A 17,444-nucleotide genomic window follows, 5' to 3' on the forward strand; every position below is an offset into this window, starting at 1 on the left:
GGCCTCAACGTGCCGTCGCGGCAACCCCGTTGACGACCATGCGGAAGGTCCAGGCGAGGCGCTGGGCCGGGCTGCCGGAGACCAGTTCCTCCGCGGTCGCGGCGACCCGCGGGTAGCGTTCCGGGTCCGCCTCGCGCAGGGCGCGGACCATGGCGCCGTGTTCGGCCTCCGCGTCCGCGCCGGTGCGGGCGGAGTGTTCGGCGGCGGTGGCGGTGGCGACCTGGAGCAGGGTGTCGACGCCCACGCGGCCTGGCCGTCCGGGACGCCGCCCTCGGCGAGCAGGGCGAGCAGGGTCTCGACCAGGGCGAGGTAGTGCGGCCCGGCGGGCGGGCGAGCAGCGCGGAGTGGGCGAGGGCGGGGTGCTGGAACAGCACGCCGGTGTACGACTCCAGGACGGCGGCGAGCCGCTCGCGCCAGTCGCGGCCGGCCTCGGCGGCCGCGCCGAGGTCGACGGTGCCGAGGTGGTGTTCGAGGATCGCGGCGTGCAGTTCGGCCGTGTTGGCGACGTACACGTACAGCGAGGCGGGGCCGGTGTCGAGCTCCTGGGCGAGGCGTCGCATGGTGACGCGCGGGAGGCCCTCGGTCTCCATCAGGCGGACCGCCGCGTCCACGATGCCCCGGTGGGTGAGCGCGGGCTTGGCGGGCCGTTCGCGTCGGCTGCGGGGGCGGGCGCGGTGCTGTCGTCCATGGCCACCAACCTATCCGACGCCCGCCGGGCCTCAGCCCTGCTCGGGCCCGTGGCCGGCGAACATCGCCAGCAGCGCGCCCACCGGGTCGGGGCCGAACATCGTCCGCAGGCTGTCCGCCGACTCCCGGGCGGACTTCTCGGCGCGGACGAACATCTCCTGCTCGTAGGCGCGCAGCGCGGCCCGCTGTCGCCGGGGTGGGCGGTCAGCGCGAGGGCGAGCTCCGCGCCGTCCTGCATGGCGAGGTTGGCGCCCTCGCCCGCGAACGGCGACATCAGGTGCGCGGCGTCGCCGAGCAGGGTGACGCCCGGGACGTGCTCCCAGCGGTGTCCGACGGGCAGCGCGTGGATCCGGCGCAGCGTCAACTCCCCGTCGGCGTCGGCGAGCAGGGCACGCAGAGCGTCGCTCCAGCCGTCGAAGGCGGCGAGCGCGCCCGCCCGCAGCTCGGCCGGTCCGGCGCCGGCGAGCCAGTCCTCGGCGGCGCGGACGGCGGCGTACACGTGGATGCTGCCGTCGGGCTCCTGGTGGGCGAGGAAGCCGCGTTCGCCGGCGAGGGCGAGGAAGAAGCCGCCGCCGATCAGGTCCACCGCTCCGGGGTGGCGGCGGGCCGCCTCGTGCAGGTCGGCCTCGACGAAGGAGATGCCGGTGTACGCGGGCCGGGCGTCGGACAGCAGGGGCCGGACCTTCGACCAGGCGCCGTCCGCCCCGATCAGCACGTCGGCGGTGATCGCGCCGCCGTCGGCGAACTCGACCCGGTGCCGGCCGCCCGGCTCCGCCCGCACCGCGACGGCCTTGCGCCCCCACCGGACAGTGCCCGCGGGCAGCGATCCGAGCAGCAGGTCGCGCAGCGCGCCGCGGTCGACCTCGGGCCGCCCGCCGGTCCCGTCGTCCTCCTCCGCGAGGTGGACCGTGCCGTCGGGCCCGAGCAGCCGCAGGCCTGCCCGCCGGGGTGGATCAGCTTCTCGAACTCCTCGGACAACTCGGCGGCGCGCAGGGCGAGTTGTCCGGAGTCGTGGTGGATGTCGAGCATCCCGCCCTGGGTCCGGACGTCCGGCCGGCCTCCAGGTCGAAGACGGCGGCGTCGAGGCCGTGGACGTGCAGCACCCGGGCGAGGGTGAGCCCGCCGAGGCCGCCGCCGACGATCGCGAGGGGGTGGTGGGTGGTGATGGTCATGGCGAAGCGACTCCTCTGCTCTCTTCCGGACTCCCTCCAAGGTAACGAACATGTTCGCTCCGAACAAGTTCTCAACGAACATGTTCGTCATCTCGTGGCCGGCTCCGCTCAGCCCAGCAGGATCGGATTCGTCAGCGCCGCCACCCGCCCGTCCCCGTGCCGCACCTCCACCCGGACGAAGGAGGTCTCCGCGGCCGAGGTGCTCCACCCCGGCTCCCACTGCGCCTTTCCGCGTTCGGTGTGGACCCGCACCTGCGGCTCGGGCACCCCGGACAGGCGCAGCCGCAGCACCACGGAGCCGCCACCGGTGTCCAGCCGTTCGCCGACGCCCGCCCGCCGCCCGCCCGCCTCGGCGGTCAACTCCAGTCGCACGGCGGCGGATTCGGCGATCCAGCTGCGCCCGGCCCGCAGCGCGGCCAGGATCGCGGGGGCGCTGAGCTCCTCGGCGCGGACGACGGTCTGCGGGGTGCCGAGCTGCCCGTCCAGGTGGGTGTCGCTGTTGCCGAGGGCGGGCTGCCAGCGCCCCGCCCGCACGCCGGCGGCCAGCCGGCGGCCCCACTCGGCGAGCGCGGCGCCGTTGTCGGCGTTCCACGGCAGCGCGGAGGACCACTGCCCGTTCCACACCTCGACGGCGTCGAACTCCTCCAGCGGGAACATCAAGTCCCCACCGGGGTACGGCGCGTGGGGGTGCGCGGCGACGCACAGCCCGCCGGCCGCCCGGACCTCGCGCAGCGCCCGCCGGAAGCCGGGTTCGCCCACCCGGTGCCGCCAGTCGACGAGTTGGCCGGGGCGCAGGCCGAGCGCCAGCCAGTGCCCGGTGCGGGTGGTGACCTCCTGGCCGAGCAGGATCAGCAGGCCGTCGCCGCCGAGCCCGGCCCAATCCCGGTGCGGCGCGGCGAGGTTGTGCTCGGTGACGGCCAGGAAGTCCAGGCCGGCGGCCCGGGCCCGGGCGGCCAGTTCGGCGGGGGTGAGCTCCCCGTCCGAGTGCACCGTGTGCGTGTGGCAGTCGCCGCGGTACCAGCCCGGTGCGCCTCCCAGCCGGCCCGCCGGTGGGAATCCCGTCACTCCGCCCCCCTTCTCCCGTCGCGTCAACGCCGGTGCGCGGGGGCGCGGTTCCGGGCTCAGCCGAGGGCGAACCAGGGGGCGGGGTCGTCCTCCAGGGCCTTGGCCAGCAGGAAGGTGTCGTTCCGGGAGAGCTGCGGGAGGGCGTTCAGCGGGAACCAGTCGACGGCGAGGGACTCGTCGTCGTTGACGCGGGCGGTGCCGGTGAGCGGGCGGCAGCGGAAGGCGATGTTCAGGAACTGGACCTGGTCGCCGTTGGCGCAGACCGAGGCGGGCAGCGTGTGGACGCTGGTGATCCGTTCGGGGCGGACGGTGACGCCGGTCTCCTCCAGGACCTCCCGCACGATCGCGTCCGCGGGCTGTTCGCCGGGCTCCATGATGCCGTGCAGCAGGGCCCAACCTCCGGTGTCGGTGCGCCGGTTGAGCAGGATCCGGCCGTCCTCCACGACCGCCGCGGTGACGCCGGAGAGCCACAGCGGGGCGTGTCCGACGTGCTCGCGCAGGTCGAGGATGAATTGCGGGGTGACCATACACCGCACCCTAGGCAGCGGCCCCGGCGCACTGCAACCACCCTCGCCCTGTGTGTCGGCCGCCCACGACGCGGCACGCCGCCGCCGGCCCCGCGAGGGGGACGGCGACGGCGTGCGCGGGGTGCTGACGGGGCGTCAGGCCAGCGTGGCGAGCGCGTCGTTGAAGGTCTTCGACGGGCGCATCACGGCGGCGGCCTTGGCCGGGTCGGGCTGGTAGTAGCCGCCGAGCTCGGCGGGCTGGCCCTGGACGGCGATCAGCTCGTCGACGATGGCCTGCTCCTGCGCGGCCAGCGTCTCGGCGAGCGGCGCGAACGCGGCGGCGAGCGCGGCGTCCTCGGTCTGCGCGGCCAGCTCCTGGGCCCAGTACAGGGACAGGTAGAAGTGGCTGCCGCGGTTGTCGATGCCGCCCAGGCGGCGCGACGGCGACTTGTCCTCGTTGAGGAAGGTGCCGGTGGCGCGGTCCAGGGTGTCGGCGAGGACCTTGGCGCTGGCGTTGCCGGTGGTGGTGGCCAGGTGCTCGAAGGAGGCGGCCAGCGCGAAGAACTCGCCGAGCGAGTCCCAGCGCAGGTAGTTCTCCTTGACCAGCTGCTGGACGTGCTTCGGGGCGGAGCCGCCGGCGCCGGTCTCGAACAGGCCGCCGCCCGCCATCAGCGGGACGACCGACAGCATCTTGGCGCTGGTGCCCAGCTCCAGGATCGGGAACAGGTCGGTCAGGTAGTCGCGCAGCACGTTGCCGGTGACGGAGATGGTGTTCTCGCCGCGGCGGATGCGCTCCAAGGAGAGCTTGGTGGCCTCGACCGGGGACAGGATCTGGATGTCCAGGCCCTCGGTGTCGTGCTCGGGGAGGTACTTGTTGACCTTCTCGATCAGCACGGCGTCGTGGGCGCGGTTCTCGTCCAGCCAGAACACGGCCGGGTCGCCGGTGGCGCGGGCGCGGGTGACGGCCAGCTTGACCCAGTCCTGGATCGGCAGGTCCTTGGTCTGGCAGGCGCGGAAGATGTCGCCGGCCTGGACGGGCTGCTCCAGGACGGTCTCGCCGTCGGTGTCGACCAGGCGGACGGTGCCGGCGGCGCCGATCTCGAAGGTCTTGTCGTGGCTGCCGTACTCCTCGGCGGCCTGGGCCATCAGGCCGACGTTCGGGACCGAGCCGATGGTGGCCGGGTCGAGCGCGCCGTGGGCGCGGCAGTCGTCGATGACGGCCTGGTAGACGCCCGCGTAGGAGCTGTCCGGCAGAACGGCCAGGGTGTCGGCCTCCTGGCCGTCCGGGCCCCACATGTGGCCGGAGGTGCGGATCATGGCCGGCATCGAGGCGTCCACGATGACGTCGCTGGGGACGTGCAGGTTGGTGATGCCCTTGTCGGAGTCGACCATGGCCAGGGCCGGGCCGTCGGCGATCTCGGCGTCGAAGGAGGCCTTGATCTCGGCGCCGTTGGCCAGCTTGTCCAGGCCGGCCAGGATGCCGCCGAGGCCGTTGTTCGGGTTCAGACCGGCGGCGGCCAGGTCGGCGCCGAACGCGGCGAAGGTCTTCGGGAAGAACGAGCGGACCACGTGGCCGAACAGGATCGGGTCGGAGACCTTCATCATGGTGGCCTTGAGGTGCACGGAGAACAGCACGCCCTCGGCCTTGGCGCGGGCGACCTGCGCGGCGAGGAACTCGTTCAGCGCGGCGACCCGCATCACCGAGGCGTCGACGACCTCGCCGGCCAGCACCGGGACGCTCTCGCGCAGCACGGTGACGGCGCCGTCCTCGCCGACCAGCTCGATGCGCAGCGCACCGTCCCGGGCGATGACGGCGGACTTCTCGGTGGAGGCGAAGTCGTTGACGCCCATGGTGGCGACGTTGGTCTTGGAGTCGGCCGACCAGGCGCCCATCCGGTGCGGGTGGGTCTTGGCGTAGTTCTTCACCGACAGCGGGGCGCGGCGGTCCGAGTTGCCCTCGCGCAGCACCGGGTTGACGGCGGAGCCCTTGACCTTGTCGTAGCGGGCGCGGATGTCGCGCTCCTCGTCGGTCTTCGGCTCGTCCGGGTACTCGGGCAGGGCGTAGCCCTGGGCCTGCAGCTCGGCGATGGCGGCCTTCAGCTGCGGGATGGACGCCGAGATGTTCGGCAGCTTGATGATGTTGGCGCCCGGGGTCTTGGCCAGCTCGCCCAGCTCGGTGAGCGCGTCCGCGATGCGCTGGTCCTCCTGGAGGTACTCCGGGAAGACGGCGATGATCCGACCGGCCAGCGAGATGTCGCGGGTCTCCACGCTCACCCCGGCGGTGGAGGCGTAAGCCTGGACGACCGGCAGGAACGAGTACGTGGCGAGGGCGGGGGCCTCGTCCGTGTGGGTGTAGATGATGGTCGAGTCAGTCACCGTAGCTCCAGCTTCCACGTCTGCAACGTCTTGACGTCAAGATATCTCGACTCGGGGGCATCTCCGCAACCAACCCCCCGCGCGGGTCGCCCGGAGCGGCCCGGCCGGACCTCCGGCAGGGCCCGCGCGGGCGGCCCCGCGCAGCTCAGCGGGCCTCCGCGCGGATCTCCCGGAGGGCCTCCGCGCGGGCCGCGATGTTGCGGGCCATGCCGCCGAACACCACGGCGTGGAACGGGGCCACCGACCACCAGTAGGCGTGCCCGGCCAGGCCGTGCGGGTGGAACAGTGCGCGCTGGCGGTAGGTCGCGCCCTCGCCGTCGGGGGTGACGGTGAGTTCCAGCCAGGCCAGTCCGGGCAGCCGCATCTCGGCGCGCAGGCGCAGCAGCCGGCCGGGTTCGATCTCCTCGACCCGCCAGAAGTCCAGCGAGTCGCCGACCCGCAGCCGGCCGGCCGAGCGGCGTCCGCGGCGCAGCCCGACGCCGCCGGCGAGCCGGTCGAGCGCGCCGCGCACCGACCAGGCCAGCGGGAAGGAGTACCAGCCGTTCCGGCCGCCGATGCCCTCGACCACCTGCCACAGCGCCTGCGGGGAGGCGTCGACGTGCCGCTCCCGGACGTCCTGGTAGAGGCTGCCGCCGGCCCAGTCCGGGTCGGTGGGCAGCGGGTCGCTGGGCGCGCCGGGCAGCGAGGCGGAGGACCAGCGGGTGGTGACCTCGTCGTCGCGGATCCGGCGCAGCGCGAGGGTGACGGCCTCGTCGAACCCGATCGCGCCGCCGGGCGGGTCGGGGATCCACCGGGCGAGGTCGTGCTCGGCGCACACCACCTCGTGCCGCAGCGACTCCACCAGCGGCCGGGCCAGCGCGCCGGGCACGGGCGTCACCAGGCCGACCCAGTGCGAGGACAGGCCGGGCGTCAGCACCGGCACGGAGACGATCAGCCGCCGGCGCAGCCCCGCCAGCCGGGCGTAGCGCTGCATCATCGCGCGGTAGGTGAGCACCTCGGGCCCGCCGATGTCGAACACCCGGTCGGTCTCCGGGACGTCCGGCAGGCCGGCCGCGCCGACCAGGCAGCGCAGCACCTCGCGCACCGCGATCGGCTGGATCCGGGTGTCCACCCAGCGCGGGGTGACCATGACCGGCAGCCGCTCGGTCAGGTACCGCAGCATCTCGAACGAGGCCGAGCCGGAGCCGATCACCACGGCGGCCCGCAGCTCGGTGACCGCCACCCCGCCCTCCCGCAGGGCCCGGCCGGTGGCGACCCGCGACCGCAGGTGCGGCGAGAGCCGCCCCTCCGGCACGTCGACGGGCACCAGCCCGCCGAGATAGACGATCCGCCGGACACCGGCCCGCGCCGCGGCACGCCCGAACGCCCGGGCGGCCTCCCGGTCCACGGCCTCGAAGTCCGGGCCGGTACCGAGCGAATGCACCAGGTAGTAGGCCACGTCGACGCCCTCGAACGGCCCGTCCAGCGTCTCGGGCCGGGTGACGTCCCCCGCGACGGCCTCCACCGCCCCGCGCCACGGATGGTCACGCAGCCGGGCCGGATCGCGGACCAGGCAGCGCACCCGGTGGCCCTCCGCGAGCAGTTCCGGCACCAGCCGCCCTCCGAGATACCCGGTCGCCCCGGTCACCAGACACCGCACCGTCACCGCCTCCTCGCTCCGCCCCGCTCCCTCCGATCATCCCCGCCCGGGCGGCTCCTGCCGCGTCCGCGCGACCCGGGCGCGCCGGTGCGCCGCCACGCGTTCGCGCGTGGCGCAGCGACGCGAGCAGTAGCGACGCTCCGGCCCGCTCCCCTGCGTCAGGTACACGTTCCCGCACCGCGCCGCCGCGCAGACCCCGCCGGGCGGGCGGCCGCGCTCCCACAGCAGCACCGCGAGCGCCAGACAGGACGAGGCGATCAGCCACTCGTCCCACGGTACGTCGTCGTCCCCGTCCAGGTGCGGGTGCCAGCCGACCGTCCCGCCGTGAGCAGTGAGCCGCAACGGCCCGGTGCGCTCGCGCAGCAAGCGGTTGAGCGCGGCGGCGGCACGGTCGGTGTCGGGTGCCGCGAACACCTCCCGCAACAGGCCGGCGGCGGCCCGCAACGCCTCCACATCCTCCCCGGTGACCCGGACGGGATCGGGCTCGCCATGAGCGCGCAGAATCCCCTCAAGCTCCTCCGGGCCGGGGTCACCGGCGGCAAAGGCGTTGATCACGGCGGCAGCACGACTCGCCGAGGTCGCCACGGAGGGCCGCAACGGCGGGGCGTCGGGGGTGGTGGGCATGCCCGAATGTAACGCACCTCTGCCCCCGTTCCGTTACTGCGGCGATCAGGAGGGCTTTCCTGGCGGGCGGGCCGCGCTCCCGGCGGGCGGGGGCGGGTGCCCCGGACTCCCGACGACCGCCAGCACCCGGTGACGGAACGTCAGGGCCCGCCCTGCTGCCGACGGCGCGCCTTTGAGGATGGGGTTCTGGCGTCCGGCCGTTGCCTCCCCACTCCTGCCGGTGCTCGTCGGGGGTGGCCGTGGCGGCCGTCGCGGTCGGCGCGACCGGAGGTAACGCACCTTGTCCAGTTTTCCGTTACCGACGTAGCGTCCGGCGGGTGATCAGGAGTTCTTTCCTCCGCCGTTGCCTGGCGGGTGCCGTGGCTGCCCGGACCGGTGACGAGATGTCGGGGCCGGCGCTGTTGCTGGCGGGTTTCGCCGTGGCCGGTTCTGCGGGCGAGGCGTCCGCGTTGCTGGCCGCGTTGACGGCCGCTTCGGCGCTGGGCGGCCCGCTGCTCGGTGTCCGGCTCGATCGGGCCGGCCGCCCCGGCCGTCTGCTGGCCGTCGCGCTGGCGCTGTACGCCGCGGGGCTGCTCGGCGTCCTGCTGGCGCTGGACCGCCTGCCGTTGCCGCCCGTGCTGCTGCTGGCCGCGGCGGCGGGGCTGCTCGGCCCGGCGCTGTCCGGCGGCTGGACGGCCCAACTGCCCCGGGTGGCTCCCGGTGACCGGCTGGCCCGGGCGAACGCCCTGGACGCGATGACCTACGGCGTGGCGGCTCTCGCCGGCCCGGCGCTCGCGGGCGCGGTCGCGGTGGCGTTCGGTCCGGGCCCGGCGGTCCTGGTCGCGGCCGGCCTGATCGCGGTGGCCCTGCCCGCGGCCTGGACCCTGCCCGCCCGCACCGACACCCGCCACGACCGGCCCGCCGTCCGCACCGAACTCGTCGCGGGTTTCCGGGTGTTGACGAAGCGTCCGGCGCTGGCCCGGGCCACCGTCGTCTCGCTGGGCTCCAGCGCGGGCCAGGGCATGCTGGCCGCCTGCCTGCCGCTGCTGGGTGAGGCCGCACTGGGCGGCGCGAGCCGCGGCCCGCTCCTGCTGGCCTGTACGGCGGTGGCCGCGCTCCTGGCGAACGCCGCTCTCGCCCGCCGCCCCGACCTGCTCGCCCCGGACGCCGCGGTCCGCGTCGGCGCACTGCTGCAAGCGGCGGCCCTGGCCCTCGCCGCGACGGCGCACCCGCTCCTGCTGGTCGCCGCGGCCGCCCTGGCCGGCCTCGGCGAGGGGCCGCAGCTCACGGGCCTGTTCGCCGTCCGCCACCGCGAAGCGCCCGACCACCTCCGCAGCCAGATCTTCACCACCGGCGCCAGCCTCAAGATCACCGCTTTCGCCCTCGGCACCGCCCTCGCCGGCCCGCTCGCCACCCGATCCGCTCCCGTCACCCTCGCCCTCGCCGCCACCCTCACCGCCGCCACCGCCCTGCTCCCCTCCCCGGCCCGCGCCGGCCCGCCCCGGCAAGAACCCGCACCTGACCGGGCCTCGCAAACCCCCTGTCACTCCCGGCCGCTCCCGGCTCTCGCCGGCGTCCGGCTGGCTAGTGCTGGAAGAGCACCTCCGGGTTGTTCGGCGAGGGGCCGTCCAGCAGCGGGCTGTGGACGGACTTCAGCGACTGGTCGAAGAACGCCGTCACGTACTCGCGCGTGAGCTCGATGCCGCGTTCGGGGTCGAGGGGCGGCACCGGGAACCCGGCCTGCTGCTTCAGCAGGTCCACGTCGGTGAAGCTGGGGTGGTCGGCGCCGGTGACCGCCAGCCAGGTCTTGTGGCTGCCGAGGGCGGCCCAGGACTGCCCCCAGTTGTCGTGGCCGCCGGTCGAGTGGTAGGCGGCGGCGCCCAGCATGAGGAACGGCCGGTCGATCTGGCCGGGCATCGGGGCCGGGCTGAAGGTGCCGTCCATGTTCACCCCGGCCCGGACGCGCGGGTCGGCGACCATCGTGTCGGCCGCGGCCGCTCCGCCGATGGAGTGCCCGGCCATGCCGATCTGGTGTTTGTCGATCAGGTGGGCCAGGGGCCACGCGGAGTTGCCGTGCGTCAACCGGTCGATCACGAAGGACATGTCCAGCGCGCGGCTGGCGGTGACCGTGTCCATGTCGAGGTTCGGGTCGTCGCAGATCGCGCACGGCGGCGTCTCGCCGTTCGCCAGCGTCTCGCCGCTGTCCTCGTGGGTGGGGCCGACCAGGGCGACCACGTAGCCGTGGCTGGCCAGGTCGGTCGCGAGCGAGGTGAGCATCATGCGCGGATCCCCGAACCCGGGCGAGAGGACCACCAGCGGGTACTTCCCGCGCTGCGGCCGCGCGCCGTCGAAGTCCTGGGTGGTGACGCCGGCGAGGTTCTCCGGGGTGATGCCGGAGCTCGCCGGTATCTTCGCCCGCTGGATGTGTCCGGCGGCCTCGGCGAGGGTCATGTACGGGGCCGGGGTCCCCGTCCCGGGGACGGCCGGGTAGACCATGGTGACGGCCAGCCGGCGCGGTCCGGACGACGGCACCCACGGGTCGGGACGGGTCGCGTCGGTGAGCTGGATGACCTCCTCGCCGGCGGCGTAGCGGCCGGTCGGCGCGGGCAGCGTGCCCTGGAGGGACCGCGCGGGCGCGGCGACGGCCGTGGCGGCGGCCGCGTGCACGGTGGACGGCGGGGTGGTGGCGGCGAGTCCGGTGCCGCTCGCGGCCACCGATGCGGCGAGACCCAGGAGCGCGACGGCGCCGATACGGCGCTTGACGTGCGAAGTGGTGTTCACAGGCACGATGCTGCCCCGCCCCGCCCTGACCGGTCGCTCATGCAGGGTTCACTCTTCGGGGTGGTGCTGGCTACACCCCGAGATCGGCGCGAGGCCCACCCGGCACTGCCCCACCCCCACACCGACCCACCCCGCGCCGACCCACCCGCGCCGGCCGCGTGAACGCGTTGCAGGGTGTTGTGAACGCTGTGCCAACTCCCGTGCCGCGCGGGCGAACTACCGTGGCGGCCGTAGGCTCGGACGGGTTGCGGAGGTGGACACCGCACGCCGTCCGGCGGCACGCGGCCCGATGTGGCGGGCGGCGCTGCTTCACCGCCCCGGGCCCCGCGTCGGATGTGAGGACGACGCGGGGCCCGGGGCGGACTTGCGACGGCTCAGCTCGCGCGGGGCGTGCGGATGCTGCGGCCGGTGACGGTCGTCGGGGTCAGCCGGACCCAGCGGCCGTGCGCGGGCGGCTGCGGCAGTTCGGCGAGCAGCGCGGGTTCGGTGACGTACTCCAGCGGGCCGATCATCAGGACGCTCCAGCCCTCGCCCAGCTCGGTGTCAGCGCGGTCCACCTCGAACGCGGCGTCGCCGCCCGCGCCCGGCGCGAGCACCCCGTCCGGGCTGGTCCGGTAGAGCACCGTCCGGTCGTGCACCAGGTAGCCGACGGGCCGGACCACGGGGCCGTCGGGGCCGGTGCGGGCGAGGCGGCCGAGGCCGTTGCTGCCGAGGCGGGTCCAGCATTCGGCCTCGTCGAGTTCGCCGAGCACGGGCGGGCCGACGAGCGGCCCGCGGTCGGGGTCGGCGGTGCGGACGCGTTCCGCGGGCCGGCCGGCGACGAGCTCCTGGTACTCGAGGCCGAGGACGGCGGCGAGGCGCAGCAGCGCCGGTGGGTCGAAGTCGCCTCCGAGGTCCAGCACCCGGCGCAGGTAGGCGATCGACATGCCGGCCCGGGCAGCGGCCTGCGCCTCGGTGAGTCCGAGGTCGGCGAGGCGGTCGGCGAAGCGCCGGGCGAGCGCGGCCCTCGGGGCGGTTGCGTGGTCGGTGGTCACGTCGGTCACCTCCCGTTTTGCGGTGGTATGTCCAGCATGCCCGGCGGGCGGCGGCTTAGGCAGAGGCCTAGGACCCGAACCGCCCGAGACCGGCCCGCCCCGGCCCGCCCCGCCCGGGCCCGAACCGGATCCGCCCGCTCCGGCTCCGCCTCCGTCGAAGGGACCAACGGCCCACCCGTGCGGGCCCCGCGACCCTGGCAGCCTTCCGGGGGTGGGAGAAGAGTGGGCTGCGACTCCCGGAGCGGGCGGCAGGGCCCGCGGGGGACTCGACCAGGGAAAGGCACTGCCATGACTCGTCCCGTTCTCGCCGCCGTAGACGCCTCCGTCCGCAGCCGGGCCGCCGCCCACTGGGCGGCCCGGGAGGCCGACCGCCGGGGGGCGCCGCTGCGGCTGCTGCACGCCTGGCCCTACCTGGGGCGCAAGGCCAACGACCTGGTGAAGGTCGACGATCTGGAGACCGGCGCGCAGACCATGCTGGGCGACGTCGCACAGGAGCTGGCGACCGCGTACCCGGGGGTGGCGGTCTCCACCGAGCTGGTGCCGGACTCGGCGATCGACGGGCTGACGGCCGCCGCCGAGCAGGGTCAGCTGCTGGTGATCGGCACCCGCGGCCTCGGCGGTTTCCGCGGCCTGCTGGTCGGCTCGGTGAGCCTGGGCGTGGCCGGCCGTTCGAAGGCTCCGGTGATCCTGGTCCGGGAGGGCGGCCCGATGCCGGACTCGCCCGAGCCGGAGGTCGCAGTCGGCTTCGACGCGCTCGAACCGGCCGACGCCGTCCTGGAGTTCGCGTTCGAGGAGGCCCAGCTGCGCGGTGCCCGGGTGCGGGTCGTGCACGGCTGGGAGCTGCCGCCGACGTACGGCTACGCGGGCTGGATCCCGGTGGAGAGCGAGCGCCAGGAGCTGGGCGCGCTGGCCGTCGGCATGGTGTCCGACGCGGTCGCGCCGTGGCGCGAGAAGTACCCGCGGACGCTGGTGCTGGAGGACGTCCGCACCGGTGGCGGCGCGGCCGCACTGGTCGAGGCGTCCGCGCAGTCGGACCTGGTGGTGGTGGGCCGCCGCTCGCGCACCCTCAACCTCGGCCCGAAGCTCGGCTCGGTCGCGCACGCGGTGATCCACCACGCGCAGGCCCCGGTCGCAGTCGTCCCGCACGACTGACGCCCCTCAGCCCCCGGCTCCTCCCCCGGCCGGGTCACCAGGCCGCCCCGTCCCCACCCACCGCCTCCGGGTGTGGACGGGGCGGCCGTGCGTTCGCCGCCGGCCGGACGCCCGCTGTCAGTCCCTGCGGGCAGGCTGACCGCCATGGACAACGACGAGTTCTGGCAGCTGATCGACGCCGCCCGCGCGGCGACCACCCCCGCCCTCCCCGTCGAGGAGGCGCTGGTCGACGTGCTGGCCGGCCTCCCGGAGCCGGAGATCTTCCGCTTCGAGGACTGCTTCATGCGCCTGCACGGCGCCCTGTACCGGTGGGACGTGTGGGCGGCGGCGTACCTGATCGGCGGCGGCTGCTCCGACGACTCGTTCATGGACTTCCGGGCGGGCGTGATCGCCGAGGGCCGGGCCTGGTACGAGAAGGTCCTCGCCTCGCCGGACGCGCTCGCCGAGCACCCCGCCGCCGCGGGCGAGGACCCCTTCGAGGCGGAGGGGCTGTTCTTCAACGAGGCCGTCAACTACGTCGCGCCGCACGCCTTCGAGCGCCGCACCGGCGACCGCGAGGCCTTCTACCCGGCGTACGACCTGTACCGCGCCGAGCAGGGCGTCGAGAGCCCGGCCGACCCGGAGGCGGGCATGGGCGAGGAGTTCGACTTCGACGACGACGAGGAGATGGAGCGCCGGCTGCCCCGGCTGGCCGCCCTCTACCTGGTCGACTGACCGCCGAAAGACGGCAGTTGACGGCCGGTCAGCGGTCGAAGCGGAACGCCAGCAGCGTCGCGTCGTCCTCCGACAGCGGGCCGGACATGTCGCGGACCACGACGTCCACCAAGGTCTGCAGGACGGGCTCGGCGGCGTGCGCCTCGACCGCCGCGCAGAGGGCGTCGAGGCGGACGTCGATGTCCTGGTCGCGGCGTTCGATCAGGCCGTCGGTGTAGAAGAACACGGTGTCGCCGGCCCGGACGTGGGTCTCCACGGCCCGGTAGGCGACCACCGGGAGGACGCCGAACGGCGGGCCGAGTTCGGCGGGCAGCAGCGAGGCGCGGCCGTCGCGAAGCAGCACCGGCGGCGGGTGGCCGGCGCAGATCCAGCGCAGCAGGTGCCGGTCGGGGTAGTAGCGGGAGACGATCGCGGTCGCGGTGGACTCGTCGCTGTCGTCGCAGGCGATCCGGTTGAGCCAGCCGCCGAGCGACTCCACCAGCGCGCCGGTGAACGCCAGCCCGGCCAGCGCGTGCCGCAGCATCGACATCAGCGCGACCGCGTCCAGCCCGTGCCCGCGGGCGTCGCCGACGGCCAGCAGGGCGCGCCCGTCCGGGAGTTGACGGACCTTGAACCAGTCGCCGCCGACCCGGCCCTCGGCCGGGCGGTAGGCGACGGCGGAGGTCACGCCGAGGCCGACCAGGGTCGCGGAGCGCGGCTGCAGGGCGTCCTGGAGGCGCTGCACGACGCTGTGCTCGGCGTCCGCCCGGCGGGCCTGACGCTCCGTCTCCTCCTGCTGCTCGCGCAGCCGGCGCTGGCTCTCGTACAGCTCGGTGACGTCCTGCAGGACGGCGCGCAGGCCCTCGATCGGGCCGTCCTCGTCGCGCACCACCTCGGCGACCAGCCTGATCCGGCGGGGGCGGCCGACGCCGTACAGCTCGGTGAGCACGTCGATGTCGGCGCCGGTGCTGAACAGCCGGTCGAGCTCGCGGTAGAGCGCGGGGCGGGCGGTCTCGGTGACCCGGCCGAGCACCTGGTGGGTGGTCATCGTCTCGGTGTCGGGGGTGCGGCCGAGCAGCACGGCCAGGCCCGGCGAGACGTCGAGCCGGCCGTCGCGCAGGTTCCACTCGGCCCAGCCGACCCGGGCGATCCGCTGCGCGGCCCTGGCCACCTCCTCCGTCCGGTCGTCGGTCCACAGCAGCAGCAGGCGGCGGCCGAGGCGGTGCACGGTGAGCCGCTCCCGGCGGCTGCGGGCGCTGCCGTCCGGGCCGGCGCCCTCCCAGCGGACGGCGAGGTCGCGCGCGGCGTGCCCGGTGCGCAGCACCTCCGCGACGGCGGCCGCGACCGGCTCCGTCCACAGCCCGGGGTACGCCTCGCGCAGCGACAGGCCGTGCCCGTCGGCGGCCCGGCCCGCCAGCTGCTCCGGGTGGTACGGGTGCCGGGCGGCGGACTCGTTGACGATCACCACGGCCAGGTCGAGGACGGTGCCGTCGCCGTCGCGGACGGGTTCGGCGAGCAGCGAGGCCTGCGGGACGGCGTCCAGCAGGCGGTGCAGGTCCTGGTCCGGCGGGCGGGCGAGGTCCGGGTCGAGGGCGGCGTCCGGCACGATCTGCGGCGGCGGCCCGGGCGGCAGGCCGACGTCCGGCCGGGGAGCTCCTCGCGCAGCCGGCGGACGGTCCGGCGCAGCGCCTCGCCCCAGTCGGCCTGTTCGGCTCGCCCGTACAAGCCCCGCCCCTCTCCGCTCGGCGTTCCCTGCCACTGTTCCGGCCCGCCCCACCGCCCGGCGACCGCACCGGCCCGGACGGGTGAGCACCGCCACCGGCAGGTCCGACGATACGTCACCACCCGCCTCCCGGACCGGGAACCCCCTGCTCAGGCGGGGCGTTGTCGGCTCGGAACGATCTTCGGAGCGCTCCTCGGACCGATCGTCCGGCCGGTCTTCTGACAGGTCGTCGGACGGTCCCGGGAGAGCACCGGACGATCGTCGGCACGACTCACGGTTCGACTGGAGGAGCAGCATGTCAACGGCCTTGGCGAAGGGCGCCAACGTTCCCGTGCTCCGGGACGGCAAGGGCCCCGCGACCGTCCTGATCGGCCTCGGCTGGCAGGCCGCCGACGACTACGACCTGGACGCGAACGCGCTGCTGTGCGACAGCGCTGGGAAAGCGCTTTCCGACCAGCACTTCGTGTTCTTCAACAACCTCACCAGCCCCGACGGCGCCGTCACCCACCTCGGCGATCCCGGCGACGGCACCGACCGCGAACAGCTCCGCGTCGAGCTCGGCGCGGTCGAGCAGGGCGTGCAGCGGATCGTCTTCACGGTCGCCGTCTACCAGGCCGAACAGCGCCGGCAGGCGTTCGGCTCGGTGCGCGGCGCGTACGTCCGCGTGGCGGACGCGGCGAGCGGCGCGGAACTCGCCCGCTACGAGCTCGGCCCCGAACTCACCACCGAGACCGCCGTCGTCTTCGGCGAGCTCTACCGGCACGGCGGCGGCTGGAAGTTCCGCGCCATCGGCCAGGGCTACTCCTCCGGCCTGGCCGGCATCGCCACCGACTTCGGCGTCGCGGTCCTCGCCCCGGCGCCCCGGCCGCTTCGGCTCCTGCCGCCCCGCTGCTCCTGCGGCCCCGGCTCCCGCCGTCCCGCCGGTGCCCGCCGTCGCGCCCGTGCCCGCGCCGGCCCCCGTGCCCGTCGCGGTCCCCGCGCCGCCCGTCGCCGTCCTGCCCGAGACCGTCGGAGGTTCCCCGATGACCTGCTTCTTCGACCCCGCCCACGGCCCCGGCACCACGGCCGTCCTCTGGTCCCCGCAGTGGGGCGTCCCGCGCCAGATCCACTCCTGCGGAGCCTGCGCCCAGCGCGTCCAGACCACCCCGCCGCCGTACTACACCGCGCCCGCCGCCCCGGGCTACGCCCAGCAGGGCTACCCCGCCCCGCAGCAGGGCTACCCCGCTCCCCACCAGGGCGGCGGCTACCCGGCCGAGCAGCCCCAGGGCCGCCGGTACGGCACCGGCGCCCTCATCGGCGCCGGCGCGGCCGGCCTGGTCGGCGGCGTCCTCCTCAACGAGGCCCTCAGCGACGACAGCCCGGACGTGATCGTCAACAACTACTACGAGGACTGACCGCTCCCCGTCGCGCCCCCGCACCCGCCCGGTCCGGGGGCGCGGCTCACCATCCCGGGTCGTCGGGACGCTGGTGCCCGCACGGCACGTGGCTGCCGTCCTTCGCGAACACCTGGGCGTCGTTGGCCGAGTTCACCCACACCGAAATGCCCTGGGCGTGAACGACGACGTTGAACGGAGCCTCCTCCGGCTCCAGGTCCGTCACCACGGTGAACTCCTCACCGGGGCGCATCCAGTGATCGGTTCCCCAGGGCTCCACCCACAGGCAGAGCATGCTCTCGGTCTCGTTGCTCACGCTGGTCTTCGACACGTCGGAACCCTAGCGAGCCGGGTTCATCGCCCGAGCAGCTCCCCATCGGGCTCCTTCCCGGCGTAGCGGTGTCCCGGCGTACCGGTGTCCCGGCGTACCGGTGTCCCGGCGGCTTCCCGTCCGTATCCGCCGTCCCTGTGCTCACTTGTGTCTCGAACCGGTCGGTCGGGCTCCGGGGGCGGAGGCCGGTGCTGCGCGAAGTCTTGACGGTCCACCGACGACGCCCCTACGGTGCGGGACACCGGTGGCCCCGGGCGGGTGGCCACGGCATCCCCCACTCCGCGCCAGGAAGGGCGGCCGCGTTGCCCG

The 17,444-nt window shown here is 75.0% G+C and carries 15 protein-coding genes and 2 pseudogenes; 5 read left to right on the forward strand and 12 right to left on the reverse strand.

Annotated features, from left to right (window positions below):
* Positions 1–4: 4 nt before the first annotated feature.
* The 8 genes and pseudogenes from KCH_RS04705 to KCH_RS04735 form a co-directional block, all read right to left on the reverse strand.
* A pseudogene (locus KCH_RS04705) lies at positions 5–590 on the reverse strand (TetR/AcrR family transcriptional regulator C-terminal domain-containing protein).
* Positions 590–1,468: an FAD-dependent oxidoreductase gene (locus KCH_RS04710; protein WP_425268731.1), complete on the reverse strand. Its 879-nt coding sequence runs from the start codon at positions 1,466–1,468 to the stop codon at positions 590–592. Before KCH_RS04710 ends, KCH_RS04705 begins: the two are co-directional and overlap by 1 nt.
* 172 nt (positions 1,469–1,640) lie before the next feature.
* A complete protein-coding gene (locus KCH_RS47050; RefSeq protein ID WP_425268732.1) occupies positions 1,641–1,859 on the reverse strand; it encodes an FAD-dependent monooxygenase in 219 nt (72 codons plus the stop codon).
* Positions 1,860–1,967: 108 nt separating this feature from the next.
* On the reverse strand, positions 1,968–2,924 hold the full coding sequence (locus KCH_RS04715) for a CehA/McbA family metallohydrolase (RefSeq protein WP_167574001.1): 957 nt from the start codon (positions 2,922–2,924) through the stop codon (positions 1,968–1,970).
* A gap of 56 nt (positions 2,925–2,980) precedes the next feature.
* Positions 2,981–3,451 (reverse strand): NUDIX hydrolase, encoded by a 471-nt coding sequence (locus KCH_RS04720; protein WP_035859281.1) that lies wholly within the window; start codon positions 3,449–3,451, stop codon positions 2,981–2,983.
* A gap of 135 nt (positions 3,452–3,586) precedes the next feature.
* A complete protein-coding gene (locus KCH_RS04725) occupies positions 3,587–5,806 on the reverse strand; it encodes an NADP-dependent isocitrate dehydrogenase (protein WP_035859284.1) in 2,220 nt (739 codons plus the stop codon).
* A gap of 145 nt (positions 5,807–5,951) precedes the next feature.
* Entirely contained in the window at positions 5,952–7,445 is a 1,494-nt protein-coding gene (locus KCH_RS04730; RefSeq protein ID WP_035859286.1) for an SDR family oxidoreductase, read from the reverse strand.
* A gap of 36 nt (positions 7,446–7,481) precedes the next feature.
* On the reverse strand, positions 7,482–8,069 hold the full coding sequence (locus KCH_RS04735; RefSeq protein ID WP_051652741.1) for a CGNR zinc finger domain-containing protein: 588 nt from the start codon (positions 8,067–8,069) through the stop codon (positions 7,482–7,484).
* A 359-nt stretch (positions 8,070–8,428) separates the two neighbouring features.
* On the opposite strand from KCH_RS04735, the gene KCH_RS04740 reads away from it, so the two are divergent.
* Entirely contained in the window at positions 8,429–9,742 is a 1,314-nt protein-coding gene (locus tag KCH_RS04740) for an MFS transporter (RefSeq protein ID WP_035859288.1), read from the forward strand.
* Here KCH_RS04740 and KCH_RS40965 read toward each other — a convergent pair.
* Together KCH_RS40965 and KCH_RS04750 are read right to left on the reverse strand one after the other, a co-directional pair.
* Entirely contained in the window at positions 9,633–10,829 is a 1,197-nt protein-coding gene (locus tag KCH_RS40965) for an alpha/beta hydrolase family protein (protein ID WP_035859290.1), read from the reverse strand. The two genes, KCH_RS04740 and KCH_RS40965, sit on opposite strands and share 110 nt — an antisense overlap.
* 374 nt (positions 10,830–11,203) lie before the next feature.
* The gene (locus tag KCH_RS04750) at positions 11,204–11,863 is read right to left on the reverse strand and encodes a helix-turn-helix domain-containing protein (RefSeq protein ID WP_157031901.1); all 660 of its coding nucleotides are present in this window, start codon (positions 11,861–11,863) and stop codon (positions 11,204–11,206) included.
* Between the two features lie 288 nt (positions 11,864–12,151).
* On the opposite strand from KCH_RS04750, the gene KCH_RS04755 reads away from it, so the two are divergent.
* Both KCH_RS04755 and KCH_RS04760 read left to right on the forward strand, forming a co-directional pair.
* On the forward strand, positions 12,152–13,015 hold the full coding sequence (locus KCH_RS04755; protein WP_035859294.1) for a universal stress protein: 864 nt from the start codon (positions 12,152–12,154) through the stop codon (positions 13,013–13,015).
* Between the two features lie 144 nt (positions 13,016–13,159).
* Positions 13,160–13,729: a DUF4240 domain-containing protein gene (locus KCH_RS04760; RefSeq protein ID WP_035859296.1), complete on the forward strand. Its 570-nt coding sequence runs from the start codon at positions 13,160–13,162 to the stop codon at positions 13,727–13,729.
* Between the two features lie 28 nt (positions 13,730–13,757).
* Here KCH_RS04760 and KCH_RS04765 read toward each other — a convergent pair whose 3' ends face one another.
* Positions 13,758–15,314, reverse strand: a complete 1,557-nt coding sequence (locus tag KCH_RS04765) for a PP2C family protein-serine/threonine phosphatase (RefSeq protein ID WP_051652742.1) — start codon at positions 15,312–15,314, stop codon at positions 13,758–13,760.
* A gap of 412 nt (positions 15,315–15,726) precedes the next feature.
* Between KCH_RS04765 and KCH_RS43965 the strand changes: the two are divergent.
* Together KCH_RS43965 and KCH_RS43970 are read left to right on the forward strand one after the other, a co-directional pair.
* Positions 15,727–16,206 (forward strand): annotated as a pseudogene (locus KCH_RS43965) (TerD family protein); the annotation flags it as partial.
* A 247-nt stretch (positions 16,207–16,453) separates the two neighbouring features.
* Positions 16,454–16,825, forward strand: a complete 372-nt coding sequence (locus KCH_RS43970; protein ID WP_051653879.1) for a hypothetical protein — start codon at positions 16,454–16,456, stop codon at positions 16,823–16,825.
* Positions 16,826–16,871: 46 nt separating this feature from the next.
* On the opposite strand, the gene KCH_RS04780 is transcribed toward KCH_RS43970, so the two are convergent.
* Complete coding sequence (locus tag KCH_RS04780) at positions 16,872–17,135, reverse strand: hypothetical protein (RefSeq protein ID WP_035859301.1); 264 nt, start codon at positions 17,133–17,135, stop codon at positions 16,872–16,874.
* Positions 17,136–17,444 lie beyond the last annotated feature (309 nt).

The organism is Kitasatospora cheerisanensis KCTC 2395, assembly GCF_000696185.1.
GTDB classification, from domain to species: Bacteria; Actinomycetota; Actinomycetes; order Streptomycetales; family Streptomycetaceae; genus Kitasatospora; species Kitasatospora cheerisanensis.